The organism is Veillonella montpellierensis (genome assembly GCF_947090115.1).
GTDB classification, from domain to species: Bacteria; Bacillota; Negativicutes; order Veillonellales; family Veillonellaceae; genus Veillonella; species Veillonella montpellierensis.
In genome coordinates, this window is record NZ_CAMUMS010000002.1 from 96,187 (window position 1) to 115,640 (window position 19,454).

At 33.7% G+C, this 19,454-nt stretch carries 18 protein-coding genes and 1 riboswitch; of the genes, 3 read left to right on the forward strand and 15 right to left on the reverse strand.

Annotated features, from left to right (window positions below):
• The 5 genes from mraZ to P6940_RS01495 all read right to left on the reverse strand — a co-directional run bounded on the left by mraZ (position 1) and on the right by P6940_RS01495 (position 5,735).
• Entirely contained in the window at positions 1 to 435 is a 435-nt protein-coding gene (gene mraZ / locus P6940_RS01475; RefSeq protein WP_028257408.1) for a division/cell wall cluster transcriptional repressor MraZ, read from the reverse strand.
• A 421-nt stretch (positions 436 to 856) separates the two neighbouring features.
• Positions 857 to 1,171, reverse strand: coding sequence for a thioredoxin (trxA, locus tag P6940_RS01480; protein ID WP_051212039.1), 315 nt, complete (start codon positions 1,169 to 1,171; stop codon positions 857 to 859).
• A gap of 11 nt (positions 1,172 to 1,182) precedes the next feature.
• Positions 1,183 to 1,560 (reverse strand): CoA-binding protein, encoded by a 378-nt coding sequence (locus P6940_RS01485; RefSeq protein ID WP_028257410.1) that lies wholly within the window; start codon positions 1,558 to 1,560, stop codon positions 1,183 to 1,185.
• Positions 1,561 to 1,645: 85 nt separating this feature from the next.
• Positions 1,646 to 2,587 (reverse strand): tRNA glutamyl-Q(34) synthetase GluQRS, encoded by a 942-nt coding sequence (gene gluQRS / locus P6940_RS01490; protein ID WP_277292978.1) that lies wholly within the window; start codon positions 2,585 to 2,587, stop codon positions 1,646 to 1,648.
• A gap of 235 nt (positions 2,588 to 2,822) precedes the next feature.
• The gene (locus tag P6940_RS01495; RefSeq protein WP_277292979.1) at positions 2,823 to 5,735 is read right to left on the reverse strand and encodes an insulinase family protein; all 2,913 of its coding nucleotides are present in this window, start codon (positions 5,733 to 5,735) and stop codon (positions 2,823 to 2,825) included.
• A gap of 351 nt (positions 5,736 to 6,086) precedes the next feature.
• On the opposite strand from P6940_RS01495, the gene P6940_RS01500 reads away from it, so the two are divergent.
• Positions 6,087 to 6,287: a hypothetical protein gene (locus P6940_RS01500; RefSeq protein ID WP_052076804.1), complete on the forward strand. Its 201-nt coding sequence runs from the start codon at positions 6,087 to 6,089 to the stop codon at positions 6,285 to 6,287.
• 291 nt (positions 6,288 to 6,578) lie between these two features.
• On the opposite strand, the gene P6940_RS01505 is transcribed toward P6940_RS01500, so the two are convergent.
• The 8 genes from P6940_RS01505 to P6940_RS01540 form a co-directional block, all read right to left on the reverse strand.
• Positions 6,579 to 6,893: a hypothetical protein gene (locus P6940_RS01505; protein WP_028257413.1), complete on the reverse strand. Its 315-nt coding sequence runs from the start codon at positions 6,891 to 6,893 to the stop codon at positions 6,579 to 6,581.
• An 18-nt stretch (positions 6,894 to 6,911) separates the two neighbouring features.
• On the reverse strand, positions 6,912 to 8,141 hold the full coding sequence (locus P6940_RS01510; protein WP_028257414.1) for an aspartate kinase: 1,230 nt from the start codon (positions 8,139 to 8,141) through the stop codon (positions 6,912 to 6,914).
• Positions 8,142 to 8,983: 842 nt separating this feature from the next.
• Positions 8,984 to 9,376: a class II SORL domain-containing protein gene (locus tag P6940_RS01515; protein WP_028257415.1), complete on the reverse strand. Its 393-nt coding sequence runs from the start codon at positions 9,374 to 9,376 to the stop codon at positions 8,984 to 8,986.
• 266 nt (positions 9,377 to 9,642) lie between these two features.
• Positions 9,643 to 10,185 carry a cob(I)yrinic acid a,c-diamide adenosyltransferase gene (cobO, locus tag P6940_RS01520; protein ID WP_038151071.1) on the reverse strand — a complete coding sequence of 181 codons (543 nt, stop codon included), beginning with the start codon at positions 10,183 to 10,185 and terminating at the stop codon, positions 9,643 to 9,645.
• Positions 10,186 to 10,295: 110 nt separating this feature from the next.
• The gene (locus P6940_RS01525) at positions 10,296 to 11,672 is read right to left on the reverse strand and encodes a cobyrinate a,c-diamide synthase (RefSeq protein WP_277292980.1); all 1,377 of its coding nucleotides are present in this window, start codon (positions 11,670 to 11,672) and stop codon (positions 10,296 to 10,298) included.
• Between the two features lie 76 nt (positions 11,673 to 11,748).
• Positions 11,749 to 12,456, reverse strand: coding sequence for a precorrin-2 C(20)-methyltransferase (gene cobI / locus P6940_RS01530; RefSeq protein ID WP_028257418.1), 708 nt, complete (start codon positions 12,454 to 12,456; stop codon positions 11,749 to 11,751).
• Between the two features lie 106 nt (positions 12,457 to 12,562).
• Positions 12,563 to 13,417: a sirohydrochlorin cobaltochelatase gene (locus tag P6940_RS01535; protein WP_038151078.1), complete on the reverse strand. Its 855-nt coding sequence runs from the start codon at positions 13,415 to 13,417 to the stop codon at positions 12,563 to 12,565.
• Positions 13,418 to 13,583: 166 nt separating this feature from the next.
• Positions 13,584 to 14,450: a sirohydrochlorin cobaltochelatase gene (locus P6940_RS01540; protein ID WP_277292981.1), complete on the reverse strand. Its 867-nt coding sequence runs from the start codon at positions 14,448 to 14,450 to the stop codon at positions 13,584 to 13,586.
• 240 nt (positions 14,451 to 14,690) lie between these two features.
• Positions 14,691 to 14,874, forward strand: a riboswitch (cobalamin riboswitch).
• 265 nt (positions 14,875 to 15,139) lie between these two features.
• Between P6940_RS01540 and P6940_RS01545 the strand changes: the two genes are divergently transcribed.
• Together P6940_RS01545 and P6940_RS01550 are read left to right on the forward strand one after the other, a co-directional pair.
• Entirely contained in the window at positions 15,140 to 16,096 is a 957-nt protein-coding gene (locus P6940_RS01545) for a sirohydrochlorin cobaltochelatase (RefSeq protein WP_277293053.1), read from the forward strand.
• A 26-nt stretch (positions 16,097 to 16,122) separates the two neighbouring features.
• Positions 16,123 to 17,076 carry an ABC transporter substrate-binding protein gene (locus tag P6940_RS01550; protein WP_277292982.1) on the forward strand — a complete coding sequence of 318 codons (954 nt, stop codon included), beginning with the start codon at positions 16,123 to 16,125 and terminating at the stop codon, positions 17,074 to 17,076.
• A gap of 282 nt (positions 17,077 to 17,358) precedes the next feature.
• Here the strand turns inward: P6940_RS01550 and P6940_RS01555 are convergent, their stop codons facing one another.
• Positions 17,359 to 18,309 (reverse strand): ABC transporter ATP-binding protein, encoded by a 951-nt coding sequence (locus P6940_RS01555; protein ID WP_277288402.1) that lies wholly within the window; start codon positions 18,307 to 18,309, stop codon positions 17,359 to 17,361.
• Position 18,310: 1 nt separating this feature from the next.
• Complete coding sequence (locus P6940_RS01560; RefSeq protein WP_277288412.1) at positions 18,311 to 19,279, reverse strand: FecCD family ABC transporter permease; 969 nt, start codon at positions 19,277 to 19,279, stop codon at positions 18,311 to 18,313.
• Positions 19,280 to 19,454 lie beyond the last annotated feature (175 nt).

Sequence of the window (19,454 nt, forward strand, 5' to 3'; positions counted from 1 at the left end):
CTATAATATGCCATCAAAGTCTAAATTTTCAGCCAATTCTTCCATATTAATACCGACTTCATCAGTATATGTATTCCATCGTTCTTTGCTCCAAATTTCCACATGGTCACCTGATCCAACAACGACAGCAGCCTTCTTCAACTCTGCATATTTTCTTAAGGAGCTAGGAATTAACACGCGACCTTGCTTATCAAACTCAAGTTCACAAGCACTACCAAAAAGAAAACGCTTATACGCACGAACATTACTTTTATTAGATGGTAAACTTTGTAATTTTTCAGCAATTTTTGTCCACGCTTCTTCCGTATAAATGGACAAAGAATTATCTAGACCTTTAGTAACAATACAAATGTCACCTAATTGTTCACGTATTTTTGCAGGAATAATCAAACGACCCTTTGTGTCAATCGTATGTGAATATTCTCCCATGAACATAGTCTAGCACCGCCTTCCTCACTTATTTACCACTATATGGTAAATTTTACCACAATTCCCCACCATAAACAACATCATTTCATTAAAAATTCATTACTTTTATTAATTTTATGAATATTATATAAGGTTAATTAAATTCCCTACCTTTCTATACATACAAAAGGTAGAACAAATATTTGTATAATATGTAAACATTTTCAAATACATAAAAATTCATTTCTATATTCTAAAAATTTTATTAGCTCATATTTATATGCCAATGAAGATATTCAATATGGCTACTTTCAAAATTGCATACAAAAAAGGACTACCATAAGTCCTTTAATCATCATATATAAATACACATCGCATTTGTATATATGCTAAGACTATAGTAATCCTTAAAAATACTCTATTAAATTAGTAAATGCTCATATACATCTTATAAAGCCTTTTCAATAGCAGCTAATAATTCGTTTTCAGGAATAAATCCCACTTTTTTATCTACTACTTCACCATTCTTTACCACTAAAAAGGTTGGTAATACTTCAACATTATATTGACGCGCTAATTCTGGTTCTTCATCTGTATTAACTTTAACAAAATCTACTTTATCGCCAATTTTTTTATCTAAGCCTTCAAAGATAGGCATCATACGTACACAATAACCGCACCAAGGTGCCCAAAAATCAACAACTGTTACTTTTGTATTCTCTTCTACGGCCACTTTAAAGTCTGCTGTTTTTACTTCTTTCATGATAACTCCTCCTATGGTAATTGTACTAATACACAATCAGTTATTACATTGATATTTCGTTCTTTTGCAGCATTGATAACAGCATCCGTATCCGCACCAGGCTGCAGCCAAACCGTCGATATACCTAATTCCTCGCATTCGCTCATAGCAGCTACACCGACTTGCTCAGGAACTACTACATTTACAATATCTACTACTTTAGGTATATCCGTCAACGTAGAATAACATATATCGCCATCCACTTGTTCAGCATTAGGGTTTACAGGGTATACTTCATAGCCATACGATTTTAATCGTTTGTATAATTTGAAACCGAATTTAGTTTCTTTAGGCGTTGCACCTAAGACGGCCCAAACTACATCTTTTTTTAACGCTTCTTCGATTGTCATACGACCACCCTTTCTAAGTATTATTATATAAAAATATCGAAAAAAGTCAATATAATCTATTTCCTATCTGTATTACACTAAATAATTAGAGTATAATAGTAGACTTCTTCAATACATCTTGATCTAATGATACATCCAATAATTCATCTAGAGAAATGCCACTGCTCGATACATAACGAGAATCAACCAGCTTAGTCTTTTCCACCAATAATCCTATGATTTGATGTGATGAGTATCCCATCTGTCTTAGTTCTTGAATAGTAATACTCTGTTGTCTTTTAGATAATCGATGTCCATGCGTATCCATTAGTAATGGTGCATGTTTATAAACGGGGACCTTTTTCCCTAGCAATTGATATAAATATATTTGAAATACTGTAGGCTCTAATAAATCACAGCCTCTAAGCACTTCTGTAATCCCCATAGCAATATCATCTAGCACTGATGCCAAATGATATGCATACATACCATCAGAACGTTTTAGGATAAAATCATGTAATCCTTCCTCTATATGCACGCTAACTAACCCTTGCCAAAAATCTATATATTCAATTAAACAAGACTTGACTTTCAAACGATATGATGGCACCTTTTTATGCGCTATTTCATTGAAAATTTTTACATCTGCGTCACGGCAACGACCATCATAAATAGGTATCAGTTCTCCAAAATGAGGAGCAGACATAATCGTTTGAAGTCTTGATCGATTACAATAACAAGGATATATAATATCCTTACTAGACCACTCATTTAATTGGGATTCATAATAATGCCCGCGATAGCTCTGATAATATTGTTTATCGTTATTACTAACACGTGGGCCTTCATCCCATTCAAAACCTAACCACTCTAAATCATCTAGCAGTAACTCTGAAAATTCTTGTTTTGACCTCTGTCTATCAATATCTTCAATACGAATGACAAACTGTCCTTTTTGCCGTCGAGTCGATAAATACGATAATATGGCAACCCAAAGATTTCCCAAATGCATTCTACCTGTCGGGCTAGGTGCAAAACGCCCTTTCATATATCAAACTTCCTTGTCATTAATCTAACATACTAGCGTAAACATCTATACAATGAGGCATTTTATCACATGCGCATATATAATCCTTACATTCATTTTATACCAATAGTATCATTTCTTCATTAGTAGCAACATATACAACGACAATATCTAGTAATAAATGATATAGCCTTATATATTCTAAACAATGTACCACTCATATAGTTATAACTCATTAATTTATATATAAGCTTTCTTATTGTTGTAATGGTACAAGACTATCAAACAATTCTTGTGTTTCTTTAATTGTTTGTTCATTCCCCATAACACATATGTGATTATCTGCCATTACGGCATGAACGACTTGAGAAAGATTTCTTATATCTTCTTGTGTGCAGGCGATAACCTCTTTTCTAAAATTAATTTTATTTTCTAAATGTGTTTCACTAAAATACAATCCCATCGCACGAGGGCCTCGTAACGCTGGTGTCATTGGTAAGTCAAGTCCGCTCATAGTGCCAATAATATATTTACGCATTTCTCTATCTGTAATAGTAAACGTTTTTAGATACTCTGCTAACTCGTCGTATGTATCTAGTGTTTTCATAAGATTAGGATCTCGATAACTACAGAAAATCATGTTTCCATTTTCATAGAAATTGGCAAATGCTCCATACGCTCCACCTTGTACACGAACTCGAATCCATAGATATTCATAGCGCAAAATTGTTTCTAAGACGCTCATAGCTCCACAATGTACAAACCCATGATCTTTAAAATTACCACCTTTACCAACATATTGAACTTTTCCAGAGGTAAGAATTCCTTCATTTACGAAAGATTGTGTCATAGCCAATTTCCCAACAGGAAGTTCATCTTGATTCCAATTAGCTAACATAGGCTCTAGCAATGTTACAAATGAGTCAAACTCATGTTCCTCCCCTACAAACATAATTTCTACATTATTGGCACGGAATAATTTTTGAGCTATAGAAGCTAACTTTTCCGGTAAGTGAGAAAGAGCATCAGGCTGTTTTACCAATTCACTAATCTTTTGATAATAACTTAAATTACCTGCATCTCTAAATTTACTAATAGATGATACTTGCGCTAATACTCGTTGGGTAACAATAGTGTTACCGCGGCGAAACGCCTCTGTATCCCAAATAGCCTTACTTTCAGAAATCAATTCATGTAATCGTTCTACATTTGTAAATTCTGACTCTTGCAAAATTGTATGGATAATACGTGTCAATTCTGATAATTTACTATGTAATGCTTTCGCACGAATAATCATAAGCGGCACAAATTTATCACGATCGTTTTCTTTACCAATAGCAGTAATATCTGCATTAAATCCACCTAGATTTAAATTAATATCATTTGCTAAATCAGTATAGGACATAGCAGTAGTATCAACGCGCCCTAGCAAATCAGTCAATAAATCTGCATAAAATAGCTCATTTTCTGTTAAACAGTCTAACTTAAAATAAAAACCAGTATAATTAATCCCTTTGGCAAAAGTGGGAATAAAATGCACCTTAGTGCCGCCAACATAGGATTCTCTTCTCTCAATTTCTTCAATATCTGCACTTAAATCTGATAAATCTAGCAATGGAATTGAAGACAGTGCTTCCGGTGAATCCGGCTCTGCTTGTCGTGCATGAAGTTTTTTAGTGGTAGCGATTACATGTTCTATTTCATCAGAGGTCATTTTAGCTTTGATAGCTGCTAATTTTTCTTTTTCTTCAGCTTCTTTAGCTTCTTGCAAACCTTTTTCTGGATAAATCGATACCAACGCTTTATGGGTATTCTGTAAAATAGCATCGGTAATTAAGTCTTCAAAATATGTTTCAGACAACCCTTTTCTAAGAGTGGACAATATGTTCTCATATCGCAATAACTCAATTGGATCATTATCATATAACCAATTATCCATCATACGAATATTATAGGCTAATCCAATAGGCCTACCTCCAAAATCAGCCTCCCGCAAAGAAAATTCGATGTTATTTAATGATGCTTCTAACATCGTTTTATCTAGTCCTGCGGATACTAATTCTCGCAATGTATTTTCTACAACCGTTTCTACTTGTTTTTGTTGGTCCATATTAGATCCTGTAATGGAAATATTCCATATTGGTTGTCGCAAGCTATCTAAATAATAACCACTTACATCGCTACCAATACCAGCTTGTACTAATGCCTTTTTCAATGGTGCTGCTGGAGATGTTAACAATGCATGGGTTATTATTTCAAAGGCTAAACTTTTTTCTCCATTCATTTCTGGCAATACATACGTTAATGCATGCATACTCTTGTTTTCTTCACTATCTTCAGATCCAATTCCATAAGGAAAGGAACATACTTTTCCTTCTGAAAAAGGTGCTTGTAATGGAATATCAGAATGAACTGTAATGGCTTTAAAATGAGATAAATATTCATCATTAATAAATTGCAACTGTGCTTCAATATCCATAGCCCCATATAAAAATATGTAGCTATTAGATGGATGATAATATTCTCTATAAAATTTTTGAAAATTTTCATAGGTCAACTGAGGAATCACCTCTGGATCACCACCAGATTCTACTCCATACGTTGTATCTGGAAATAGTGTTTCCATCATATGACGTTCTAGGATAGAGTCCGCCGAGGAGAAAACTCCTTTCATTTCATTTAGCACTACCCCTTTATAAATTAAGTCATCATTAGGCGTTTCCATTTCATAATGCCATCCTTCTTGCATAACAATTTCAGGATCTTCTGCTACACGAGGATAGAATACGGCATCTAAATATACATCCATCAAATTATGAAAATCTTTATCATTTTTACTTGCTACCGGATACATGGTTTTATCTGGATAGGTCATGGCATTTAAAAATGTATTTAATGATCCTTTAACTAATTCTACAAAAGGTTCTTTTAAAGGAAATTTCCTTGATCCACATAACACAGAATGTTCCATAATATGAGCTACGCCAGTACTATCCTTTGGTGGTGTTCTAAAGGATATAGAGAAAACTTTATTTGTATCATCCACATCAATATAAATAAGTCGAGCACCTGATTGTTTATGGTATAATTCATAGGCTATACCATTAATTTCTGAAATTTTTTCAATTCTTTTTACAAGAAATCCTGAATACACTTTATGTAAGTTCATTATATTCACCCCATTAACTAACTCATACTATTAATCATTTTACCAAAAATTAGTAAGAATCTATTTGCGCACTATATTGATAGATTTCTAATAGTATTTAACATATACTACTAATAACATCATTTAATATTGATAATCACTAGTATTTTTAATTATAACATACTCTATCTCTATTATGTTGTAAAAACTCATTTTATTAAAATATACTACTACAATATGAAAGAACTTTTATAAAAATTCAAATTATAAATGTTAACTACTAAATGCTATCGATACTAATTAGTTTTGCTATATGACTTCTATCTATAAATACTCCCAAAACGTATATTATCGATTACAAATGAGAAATGCGTGACTAATACAAGCAGATTTTTGATAGATGTAGCAGATCGAATGATCGTTGACATACAAACAGTACAGGCAGATAATACACGAGAATTCACTAATTATGATATCAAGAAGCGAGAATATTTATTCGATAGAATATTACAAGAATTAGGTATAAAACATAAGGTGATACACCCATTTTCACCATGTAAAATGGAAAAGTAGAATGAAGTCATACAGTTGATAGAGAATGATTTTACAGAAGAAGTTAACAAATCTTGCCGCTTTTTCAAAAGCACATCAACGGGACGCAAGTAGATATAATAACATAGTGCAAAAAATATTAGTGTTTATATCACCTAATAAATATATAGCAGAGTACTTTTTACGTACATCATCAAGAGTCTGTAGCACAAATATTTGACTACTACAGAGAATTACTATAAATTATAAAAAATACATGTTGAAAACAATTTGTATTTCAACATGTATTTCTTAATAATCTACAATACTATATTAAGATTCTAACGCCCATCGCTGTTTTCGCCTGCATGTAATCAATCCTTCAACGATAACTGCAAATTGAGCAAAATTCACTATATAATCGTCATATAAATCAGGAACTACTTTATATACAATAGTAACCTCATGAGACTCATAATTCATGCGAATGCCATGTAAATGACTGGACACAGTAAAGCCACTCTGTGCTTGTTTAAGTGTTGGTATCGGTTGTTGTTTAATATCTTTTAAAAGTGCCTCAAGAAATATGTCTTTTTTAGTATCACTATCTAGCAACATTTCATCAATAAAGCTATGTAAACTGTCCATATCCGATCCTTTCCAAAATTATCCTCGTTCTCCTAAAAACAACTTTTCATGAATCAAACGAACAGCATCTTTCACACGATTTTCTGCCACTAAACATGTAATTGAAATTTCAGAAGTACTAATAATTTCAATATTAATACCTTCTTCACCTAAGATTCCAAACATTTGTGCTGCTACACCTGGTTGTCCTAGCATACCAGCTCCAACAATTGATACTTTCGCCATATTTTCATCAATATTAATCGATTCCATTTTTATAGTTTCATGAAGTTTATCTAAGATTTCACGAGCTAATGGTACATCATCACATAAAATAGTAAAAATAATATCAGTAACAGCATCATCAGTAGAGCGAATGCTTTGAACAATCATATCCACATCAATATTTTTATCTGCTAATGCTTTAAATACAGTAGCTGCAACGCCCGGCTTATTTTCGACCCCTACCAAAGATACTTTAGCCGCATTAATATCATCAGCAACGCCAGTAATAACACGTTTATTTGATTCCACAGTATATTCCTCCCGAATGATAGTTCCTTGATTAGTAGAAAAAGTTGAGCGCACATGTATAGGAACACCATAACGACTTCCCATTTCTACCGCCCGTGGTTGCATAACGCCTGCTCCCAAACGAGCCATTTCTAGCATCTCACCATAAGTAATTTCCTGTAGTTTAACTGCATCAGATGCAATACGTGGATCTGTAGAGTAAACCCCTTCTACATCTGTGAAAATTTCGCATACATCAGCCTTCATCGCACCAGCTAAAGCCACTGCTGTTGTATCTGATCCACCACGGCCTAATGTAGCAATGTCACCGTTTTCTACAATTCCTTGAAAGCCTGCTACTATTACAATATTACCTGCTTGTAATGCAGAGAATACTCGTTCTGGAAACACATCTAAAATACGTGCTTTACCATACGCCGCACTACTCTGAATACCCGCCTGTGGTCCAGTCATAGATATCGCTTGATGACCGCGCTCTGTAAAAGCCATCGCCATCAATGCAATCGTTACTTGCTCGCCTGTCGATAATAACCTATCCATTTCACGTCCATATGGCTTAGATGTTATTTGTTTTGCCAAGGATACTAATTCATCTGTAGTGTCACCCATAGCAGACACAACAATTACAATTTGATCATTTTCTTTTTTCTCATTTAATACACGATCAACAATATTAAATATCTTTTCTGGTGTAGCCACGGAGCTACCGCCAAATTTTTTTACAATTAAAGCCACGGCTTCTCCCTCATTTGCATCAAATATTAAATACGATTAATGCTTACTTTATCATAAATTTCTCTCTTAGTAAAGGATATTAGCTATTTCATCTCCTCTTAATAGATAATTATTCATTCAGGATGGACATATATAAGGAAATGTACTGTCTATTTTACATAATGAAAATTTGCTCTATGAAATGTATGAATTATATCTAACTTCTGCCAATCAGTTGAAATATAGAAATTTATAAAAGTATAGAACTACACGTATCTATGATATCGCTATAACCTGTTTTCAGATAAATCATACATTATACTATTACAATCATCTATCTGAATACTATTACTATCATGTATCTATCTCATTATAATTTTAATATACTATCCCATTCGTCAATCATCAGGATGACACTCATCTGTATCCATTTTAATTAACTGTTATATATCTTCTAGTAGAAATAATATAATGACTAATATAGCAAAATACAATAATCTACTTACATTTTTATTATAATCTATAGCAAACATGATACTTCAGAATCTATTTATACTATTATAAAATGTTATTTTTAAAGAAGCATCCCTCATAGTGATTAATTCATCTAATGTATGTAGTCTACAAGCAATCTCTTCATTCCTGTAATACAACTGTAACACCTTAATTACATATAAGGTAATTTTTTATATCATAAAATATTTTCCACAACATAGAAAATACTCTATTATGTCACCTAAAAAAGATCAACAATCAAAAGATACATAAAAAGAGCTACAATACTATAAGTATTGCAGCTCTTGTATATTTGATTAAAAGATGTATTTTATATGAAACGCAAAACTATCTACTTCAATTGGCAACTATGCTACTGTTATATCTTTTTCAGATTCCCACAAACCATGAATATTACAATACGATACAGCAATCAATTTGCCAGATTTTTTAAATGTAACTTTAAAAGAACCTTCAGCTTCAGCAAACACAGGCCCTTCATTAGCACCTGCAGCAGATTCACCATGTACATTAAATTCAATGGCCCCTACTTCATAAGGCACTTGTGTTCCTTCTGGAACAAAGTATAATTTAATCCAATTAATATGATGTTCTGTTGTATTAGGATGTGCAATTTCTTTGCCTACTGCCACTTCAATAGTTGCTTTTTCTCCAACTTTAAAAGTATCTGCACAATCAATTACAGGAACATGTTTTTCATTTTTAAAATCTGCACTTTTAATATAATCATGTACTGCCATTAGGACGACCTCCCTACATATAGAATATTACTTAATAAATTATTATACTTAATAAAAATGATTAATACATCATTCATAATAATTTTAATTACACATTCATTATATCGAATTTTTTCGTAAAGGTCAATATCTTTTTCGAAATTATTCTATTTACATACTCTTATAACCAATTACTGTATAGAAATATACTGTACTTCGCAGATAACAACATATCATAAATTCTGCACAAAAATAAAATAGCTATATTCTCGCCTCCATTAAGGCACTTAAAATTCAATACCTCTCTTAGCTTTTATTCCCTTTTGATAGGCATGTTTTACCACTTTCATTTCTGTAACAGTATCCGCTAAGGCAATAATTTCTTCTGGTGCATTACGACCTGTTAAAATCATATCTAATCGTTCTGGTTTATTTTTTAAAAGATGTATAACAGACTCAGCACTAACTAATCCATAATGCATGGCATAGTTAATTTCATCCAAAATAATTAAATCCCACTCGTCAGAATTTACTTCGTTCTTTAACATATTCCATGCTTCATCAGCAGCTTTCTTATGCTCATTTAATTCAGCAGTACTAACATTATCTTTATTATGGAAAATAAATCCTTTTCCCATAGGACGAATTTCTATTTGTGGTGCTAATCGTTTAATCGCATTTAACTCTCCATAATTTTGTCCACCTTTAATGAATTGCAAAATTAACACTTTTTTATTTTGTCCAACTGCCCGCAATGCAACACCCAAGGCTGCTGTAGTTTTACCTTTGCCGTCACCAGTATTTATCAAAATCAATCCTCGTTCTGACATAGTACACCTCCCACAGTATTAACTGATACACTATAATAGCAAATTAACACATATATAAATGATTGTATACAAATATAAATATAAAGAAGCCTATAAAACGTATCACATAATTACTTGGAATGTTTATATGTAACACAAGCGTGAACGAAATGGTTGCGAGCGATATCACAACCAGCAAAATTAATATGCAAATAGGTAGCTAATACATTTCCATTGGCATATCCACCTTTATACTCTTGTACCTTTCTACCACCTACTAATTGAAAAGCCCAAGGAAAATCGTCAACTTCTGGTATCATCGTTGAAAAATGAAATTCATGGCCTCGTAAAGATTCATTTTTATGAGCTATCACAGAGTCCTTTAATGCCGTTGCCGTTACATATCCAACTTTCTGTAATGATGTTTCCATGACCGTACGTGCAGGTACAACTCCTACCATCTCTAATGTATGGTTTTCAAAATCCGTAATTGACTGACATAAATACATAAGTCCCCCGCATTCGGCATATATAGGCATACCTTCTAGGGCTTTATTTTTAATATCTGTCTTCATACTACGATTAGCTTCTAATTGTCCTAAAAACATCTCTGGGAATCCGCCGCCGAAAATAAGACCATCCACTTCTGGCAAATGCGCATCCTTTAACGGGCTAAAATATACTAACTCAGCTCCAGTAGCCTCTAATGCAGCCAAACTAGCTGGGTAATAAAAAGAAAATGCTTCATCATAAGCCACACCAATACGCGCTACTTTTTCTGTTGTTGTAGTAGGGATAATAGGTTCGCTTACTAATGGTGGCGCAGAATGAGCAATCCTATAAAGTGTATCTAACTCTACCATACTAGTAACAGCATCTCGAATAGTAGCAATTGCCTCTGTAGGATCAAACTCCGTAACAGGTGTTAATCCTAAATGTCTTTCTGGAGATTGCATACGATTATCGCGATAAATACTACCTATAATAGGAATTCCTACTTTCTCCATGCCTTGACGAATCATTTTTTCATGGTTTTCTGATCCTAATCGATTTAATATAACGCCGGCAAAATTTACATTTCTATCATAATCTCTAAAACCTTTAGCAATAGCTGCTGCACTTTCTCCCATGGCTTTGCAATCTATAACTAATACTACAGGTGCTGCTAAGCGTTTAGCAATTTCAGCAGTCGAACTAACCCCCTCGCGTCCACCATCGTATAATCCCATGACACCTTCTATAATCGATATATCGACAGAATCAGTAACTGATTCAAAAAAAGGTATCATCTTATCAGGAGGAACTAACCAAGTATCTAAATTATAAGAATCTCTGCCTGCTGCCATTTTATGAAAGCCCGGATCAATATAATCCGGGCCCACTTTAAATGACTGCACTACACGTCCATTTTGTCTATAAGCAGCTAGTAGCCCTGCTACAATAGTTGTTTTTCCAACTCCAGAATTTGTACCTGCTATTACTACTCTTGGTCTTTGTACAGTTTTCATATATTTACCTTTATTATGTATTAACATAACCTTTTACTCACAGAATTATCATATTCATCCCATGTATTATCTATATTTATCTATCTTTTCGTTTGGCTAGAATGGTCGATAAATAATTTAATTTCGTATCAGCTGGCATATTCTCAAGCCCACAAAATACTTCTTCATCAGGTAGCCCTACACGGCTAATCATAACTGCATCATCAGCCATATTATGTTTCTTTAATACAGCTTGTACTTCATCAAAATTTTTATAAACTTTCATAATAACAGCATCATCAGCTACTGCCATAACTGCGTCTATTTTTTCTTTTGGTGCTGTAGCAGGAACAATGGCTAATACCTCTTCTTTTTCAACAATTGGATAGCCTAAATGTGAACCAATTGCGCAAAATGCTGGTACACCTGGAATTGTTTCAATATCATATCCAGTATGTTCAATTAGGCGATATACATACATATACGTACTATAAAACATTGGATCCCCTAATGTTAAAAACACAACTTTTTTCCCTTGTTCTAAATATGATACAATAATATTTTTAGCTTCTATCCATGCATCACTTAATGTTTCTTCATGAAACACCATTGGAAATACAACAGGAATAATTTCTGTATGTTCTTGAATGTATGGTTTTGCAATATTTAAGGCTACAGAACCATCTTTCTTTTCTGTTTTCGGTGTAATAATAATATCAGCTTCTCCTACTAAGCGAGCCGCTTTTACCGTCATTAATTCAGAGTCACCAGGACCTACTCCAATACCATATAATTTACCTTTCATATTGTCACCTCATAATTACTATTTAATTTAATTTATATTACTTTTCTATACTACTATATTTATTGGTAAAAATCTATATATTGTAAGCAGTAAAATGATACGCCACTTATTTTATATTAGGAATCACAGGACGATGTGTGCTACGTTTTCCATAACAATCATCAATCATATCTTGTACATGTTCTACATATAAATCTTGAATTGCTCTATATTCGCCTAAACCAGCGCGATGTATCTTGACTTCATACCCCTGTGCTCGCAGTTGATTGATAACACTATCATCCTCATCACCAAATAAATCATTATTCGCATGATCACCACAAACTAATAATAATGGATGTACATGAAGCACACGAGGCCGTTTTCCCCCTAATATTTCCCAATTAAACGTTGTATCTTCTAAATACGGTGCATTTTCAAGAACTGCAATACGCACATGATTCATCCCATTTAACAGCAACTTACACTGTAACATGCCGTATACGGAATTGCCAGAATCTAAACCACCATGCCCGACTAGTACTAGTCCTTCCCCCTCTGGGATTGGTAGTGTAGCAATAAATTTATCAATAAACAATTGATAATCATCAGGATGCTCCTCTTGTGCCATATAAAAATTAAGAGGTCTTCCTACTATCAGTGTAGTTAAATTACCAGCACCTTCATAATTCATAATATTGCGTTTTAATTTTTCGTATTCTCCACCACCGGCAAAATGCAATGGTTGTACATAAATTTTTTCATAACCTGCATCAATTAATTGTTCCATAGCCAATTGTTCTGTCATTATTTCTTCCCCACGATCTCGTAATCGTTTTACAATAATCCGGGATGAAAATGCTAATAAGCAATCATAGTCTGCATAGGCATCTTTAATACGATTAAATACAGCATCTATATTATTTACTCTTGCTTCTTTAATAGTTGTTCCAAAGGCAACAACCAAAATGGCTTGTTTCATAAGTATCATTCTCCTATGCATAAATTCATAAAATAAAGACTATATAATATATTACTACTTTGTATCATACCATACATATTACAGCTATGTAATAATAAAGTTTCATAATAAAAAAGAGCAGATATATAATAGAATCTGCTCTTTTCTCATACATTATCAGTACCTTTTAGGCCAATGACCGAACTGACGCTACTGAATCTTCACTTTTACAAGCTGAGCGTCTTCTTTCTGCCATTCTCATAGTCTGCGATAAATGTTTTAAAAATAACTCTTGAATATATGGATTTTCTCCTAGTCCTTCATTCCAAATAAAAACACTATAGCCTTCTTCCGTTAACAATGCATAAATCGAATCGGACCGATCGCCCCCTAAATAATCCATTAAATGTGTAGAACCAATTAATGCCAATGGTACCACTAGAATATCTTGATAAGATATACGATTTAAAATATGTAAAGCTTGTTTAAAATTAGGGAATCCATTAGCTGTAAAAACTACCATATTAGGTGCTGCACCATATAGACATTTCAGTTGTAATGCACTAAATTCTAGCTGATTCTGTCCATTCGCCATTAATACGATTGCTTTATCGATAGCTTTAGTACTAACATGTTTAACAATTGCTTCAATTGTTGCTGTATAGTCATCCGCATAATTTTTTACGCCTAATGATGTCAATAAAGGTTTTCCTACCGCAATTTGTGTAAAACCATATTCTCTTGTATGAATCATTTTCATAACTTGTTTTCTCATCTGTTGATAACATTGATCACTTACCAAGGCAAATGGTTGAATATAAACTTCTTCTATATCTTCAGCTCTTAAGCTTTGTAAGGCTTCTTGTAAAGTCATAACACGAGTATCATATTTTTCGTTCCACTTTTCCACTAATGCATCCGATAAGAAAACTCTTCGAATAGCCACATCTCCATAAATAGACTTCACTTTTGATTCCATTGCACCTATTGATTTTTCCACCGCATCTTGATATACCGACCCAAATGATGCAATAATAATTCCTTGTTTTGTCATAGCTAGACCTCCATATATAGTTACAACACCTTTGTTAAATGTACCTTAATGTATATATCACATAACAAATATACTGAAATGTGTTATCATTATTCTATCAATTATCATACGTCATAATCTTAGATTAGTCAATGAGAAATATTATCAATATTGTGTATTTGTGATATTTGACACACGCTTTCTCATTTGATATGATTATGTCAAATGAATATAGGCGATCAAGGTGTACACCATATTAATAGTATATAATGTCGAATATATCCTATTAATATTAGTACTTAATATGAAAAGTGTAGTAAATGCTACCGCGGTCCCGCCACTGTGAAGGGGAGTCCATTCAATATGTCACTGAGTTATATAACTTGGGAAGGCGAGTGTAACAATGAACCGAAGCCAGGAGAACTGCCTTGACGATATTACCCAGAACCCACGAGCGATGGATAGGTAATATATACCTATTGTTGGAATGTATCAAACGTATGTATATATGTTCACTTATGTAACGATTTTTCTACTTCATATAGCATATTACATACTGTATCTTCCCCCTAGTATATACGTCCTATCTCTCCTCTTCTGGAGAGATTTTTTTATACCTATATTCATGATGTATTTTATTTTGTAGATAAATTTAAAGGAGAATGTATATGAAACACGCTATCCGAAAAACATTAACTACTACACTTACTATGGCTGTTATGGCAGGTTGTATGGGAGTATCTACTTCTCATGCCGCTTATATGCTAAATGCAGAAGTTACCGATCCTACACCAGCCTTACAACAAGCATCTCAAATTGGCGTAAGAACTTATGAAAATCCTCAACTTCAATACAAAGAAAATAAAGATGCTATTCTTGTTATGAGCTTTGGTACAACATTTAAAGATACTCGTGCTAAAACAATCGATGCCACTGTGGATGCAATCAAAGCCGCACATCCAAACACAAAAGTAGTGACTGCTTTTACTTCCCATATCATTCGTGACAGAATCAAAGCTAACGAAGGAATCACATACCCTACTCCTGAAGAAGCACTTGATCAACTAAAAGATGAAGGATATTCTCGTGTAGCATTAACATCTCTTGATGTAATTCCAGGCATGGAATATAACTATGATATAGCAGTATTTAATCTATATAAACAAAACTTCAAAAAAATGACATTAGGTACTTCTCTAATGTACTGGATGGGTCAAGAAAATCAAAGTGATGACATTATAGAAGCTCTTAATGCACTTAAAACTCAATTCCCTGCAGTAGGAAAACAAGATGCTGTACTAGTTATGGCTCATGGTACTCCAGATCCTTCTAATGCTTATTACTCTGTTATCCAAGATCGTATCACATCTATGGGATTACCTAACACCTACATCTATACAGTAGAAGGTTGGCCTTCCCTAGAAACTGTTATTCCTCAATTAAAAGCAAAAGGCATCAAACATGTAACATTAATGCCTCTAATGATGGTTGCTGGTGATCACGCTAATAACGATATGGCTGGTGATGAACCTGATTCTCATAAATCCATTCTAGAAAAAGAAGGATTTGCTGTAGATACTTATATCCATGGTATTGGTGAAAATACTGCAATACGTCAATTATTTGTAGAACGTGCTAATGAAGCTTGGAATGCATTAGTAAAATAATTTACATAGTATACAGGAAAGTGTGAATGATTGTGAAAAAGAACTTTCTTCTCTTAGTTATTTGTATTATTACCCTACTATGTGCAGGTTGTAATAAAAATATAGGCTCTAATGCAGAGGCAACTAAAAATATAACCTTTAAGGGAGAAACGTACACAGTACCATCTAATCCAGAAAAAATAATTACTCTCTCTAACTCGTTGCTATCTATGCTAGATGCTGTTGATGGTAAGGCAATCGCTAGAGTAGAAACTAACGATCCTCTACCTGATAAATTAGCTACCTTACCTACTATTGGTCATACATCAACACCTTCTGTAGAGGCAATCATTGGTATGCACCCAGACTTAATATTAGGGCTAGCTAATCAACATGATAAACTAAAAGATCAATTAACAAGTAATCATTTGCCTTACATACTAATTAATTATGATGGCATCAATGATAACATTCCTCTCATCACATTATTAGGTCAATTAACTAATCACACTGATAAAGCTAATGCGGTTATTGAAAAGTATACAAAACAAGTTGATGCGGTAAAAGAAGCCGTTAAACATGTGACTCCCGCTAAAGTAGCTATTTTACGAGCTACTGGTAAAAGTGTAACCGCAGAAACGAATTTGGCGATTACTGGTTCTATGATAGAAGAACTAGGTATGCAAAATGTAGTTATGAATCATTATACTGACAATGGTAAACACAGCAAAACAATCCCTTACTCCTTAGAAACGTTAGCAGCTGATAATCCAGATATTATCTTCGTTGTAACCATGGGTAAGGAAGCTGATATTACAGCTACTATGCAAAAAGAAATGACTAATAATCCTGCGTGGAATGAATTAAGTGCTGTTAAACAACAGAAAGTCTTTTATTTACCATCAAAATTATTTTTATTAAATCCAGGATTGGATACACCTAGTGCTATGGCTATATTAGTGCAAGATGCGTATGGAATTACTATTCCTTCAGAAAAATAATAATCTACTAAATTCGATGATTATCTTTTATATGTATCTAGACTAATCTAATAAAGAGCTGTCATACAGAAATAATCTGTATGGCAGCTCTTTATGTATAATAATCATTTTATATCTATACACTAACTAAATCTATAAACTATAAAATCATATTCAATAGTTTCATACTATAGTGATACGTTCATAAATATATTCTACCTAGTAGCAAAGAGATAATAACAATACAAAATATTCTAGTGAAGACAACTAGCAATTATACTTCTAATGTAATCATACTACTTATTATAATAATCCATGAATTTGTACTGACAACTGATTATTTTCATACCGAACATCGCCATTAACCATAAAAATATCTCGTAACATATGCTTGGTCATAACTGCTTCTGGGGTTCCATGTAATGCCAAGGTTCCTTGATGTATTACTGCAATCTGATGCGAATACCTCGCTGCCTGATTAAGCTCATGCAATACCATAAGTACTGTCATATGTCTCTCTTTATTCAATCGTCGTAAAAGTTCCATAATTTCAAATTGATGATTAATATCTAAATACGTAGTTGGTTCATCCAATACAAGCATTTTGGGATTCTGTGCTAGCGCCATCGCAATCCATACCCTTTGTCGTTCCCCTCCCGACAAGGAGCTAACTAGCTGCTTGCGTAAATGTGTCACTTTAGTAAATTCTAATGACTCTGAAATAATCTCTCTATCTTCTTTAGCCGTATTCTTCCACCAATTTTGATAAGGAAATCTTCCACACCCTACCAGTTCTTCTACGATCATATCTTTTGGAATATCTGGTGTTTGTGGTAAAAATGCTAAATATTGTGCTAAAGCGCGGCGTGAATACGTTTCTATATCTTTTCCATTAATCCGAATAGAACCTGTAATGCTATGATTATAGCCTACCATAGCTTTTAACAAAGTACTTTTACCACAACCATTAGGCCCAATCAATGTAGTAATTTTCCCTTGAGGTATCTGCCAAGTAATATCATGAAGTACACACTTCTTATTAAAAGAAATGGACAAGTTATTAACTTCTATCGCTGTTGTTTCCGTAAAGTTACTATCATTCAATGCTTCTATAGAAGCGGTACTAATCACGTTCGTGTCTACTTTGTGCGTCTGCGATTCAGGTGATGGTACAGTATCCACGTCAGAGCAACCATGAGTTACTTGCTGTATCATACTAGGAGCATGAATTTTTCTAGATTCATCTACATTCATATTACTCTCTCCTCAATAAATATAAGAAAAATGGAGCTCCAAAGAAAGCCATAATAATCCCAACAGGAATCTCAACAGGACTTACTATCGTTCGACCAATCGTATCACTAATAACTAGTACAATGGCTCCCATACAAGCAGAACTAGGAATTAAAAATCGATAATCTGTACCAATAATCATCCTCATAATATGTGGCACAATAAGTCCTACAAATCCAATTAATCCTGCAATACTAACTGCTCCAGCAGCTAATAAAGATGCTACGGCTGTCATTATGAATCGCGTCTGTTCAACTGGTAATCCAAGTCCTTTGGCCGTTTCATCACCCAAGCTCAAAATGGTCAATCGTTTCGCACCCATACATGCCAATACTAATCCTACAACTGTATAAGGAGCTAATACATACACTTGTGGCCAACTTCTAGCCGATAGTCCACCTACCATCCATAACAATGCCCCTTGTACGCGATCACCATAAAAGACTAATAGTGCAGAAATACCTGAACCTAAAAAAGCAGACACAGCCACCCCGGCCAATATAATTCGTGTGGGGCGAATTCCATTTTTCCATGCTAATACATAGACCAAGATTGACGCGCTTAGCGCACCCAAGAATGCTACCATAGGAACAATATATTCATAACTAGGAAATAAAATAAGAACTATAATCCCTGCTAACCCGGCACCAGAAGAAACACCTACAATCTGTGGATCTGCTAAAGGATTTTTCATAACTGCCTGTAATATAGCACCCGATACAGCTAAGCTAGCACCTACTAAGGCAGCCACAATATTACGTGGCAAGCGAATATTCCAAATAACCATTTCCTCAGTTGTACGAATAGTATCTGTCATAATCGTATGAATAATAGTCGATAAGCTAATTTCTACTGCTCCATATATCATCGATATAATTAAAGCTAGAATAGCCATACATGCCAAAGCGATAAGAATAATACCCCTACCCATTGTTCTATTCTTATTACCTAGAATCATAACATTCTCCTATCGTAAAAATAATGAAAAAAGTTGTACCCACACAACCTACTTGCATAAAGTACAACTCCTTTCCTGTAGAATATAATTGCTAATTTTACTTTATAAATAATGAATAGATATCTTTATAAGCATATTCTACGTATAT

Coding starts and splice junctions, on each gene's coding strand:
- P6940_RS01555 (WP_277288402.1), bottom strand. CDS start 18,309: ATGAATGTAGATGAATCTAGAAAAATTCATGCTCCTAGTATGATACAG.
- P6940_RS01505 (WP_028257413.1), bottom strand. CDS start 6,893: ATGGACAGTTTACATAGCTTTATTGATGAAATGTTGCTAGATAGTGAT.
- cobO (WP_038151071.1), bottom strand. CDS start 10,185: ATGTCAGAACGAGGATTGATTTTGATAAATACTGGTGACGGCAAAGGT.
- P6940_RS01495 (WP_277292979.1), bottom strand. CDS start 5,735: ATGAACTTACATAAAGTGTATTCAGGATTTCTTGTAAAAAGAATTGAA.
- trxA (WP_051212039.1), bottom strand. CDS start 1,171: ATGAAAGAAGTAAAAACAGCAGACTTTAAAGTGGCCGTAGAAGAGAAT.
- gluQRS (WP_277292978.1), bottom strand. CDS start 2,587: ATGAAAGGGCGTTTTGCACCTAGCCCGACAGGTAGAATGCATTTGGGA.
- cobI (WP_028257418.1), bottom strand. CDS start 12,456: ATGAAAGGTAAATTATATGGTATTGGAGTAGGTCCTGGTGACTCTGAA.
- P6940_RS01525 (WP_277292980.1), bottom strand. CDS start 11,672: ATGAAAACTGTACAAAGACCAAGAGTAGTAATAGCAGGTACAAATTCT.
- P6940_RS01560 (WP_277288412.1), bottom strand. CDS start 19,279: ATGGGTAGGGGTATTATTCTTATCGCTTTGGCATGTATGGCTATTCTA.
- P6940_RS01535 (WP_038151078.1), bottom strand. CDS start 13,417: ATGAAACAAGCCATTTTGGTTGTTGCCTTTGGAACAACTATTAAAGAA.
- P6940_RS01545 (WP_277293053.1), top strand. CDS start 15,140: ATGGCTGTTATGGCAGGTTGTATGGGAGTATCTACTTCTCATGCCGCT.
- P6940_RS01515 (WP_028257415.1), bottom strand. CDS start 9,376: ATGGCAGTACATGATTATATTAAAAGTGCAGATTTTAAAAATGAAAAA.
- P6940_RS01485 (WP_028257410.1), bottom strand. CDS start 1,560: ATGACAATCGAAGAAGCGTTAAAAAAAGATGTAGTTTGGGCCGTCTTA.
- mraZ (WP_028257408.1), bottom strand. CDS start 435: ATGTTCATGGGAGAATATTCACATACGATTGACACAAAGGGTCGTTTG.
- P6940_RS01550 (WP_277292982.1), top strand. CDS start 16,123: ATGATTGTGAAAAAGAACTTTCTTCTCTTAGTTATTTGTATTATTACC.
- P6940_RS01540 (WP_277292981.1), bottom strand. CDS start 14,450: ATGACAAAACAAGGAATTATTATTGCATCATTTGGGTCGGTATATCAA.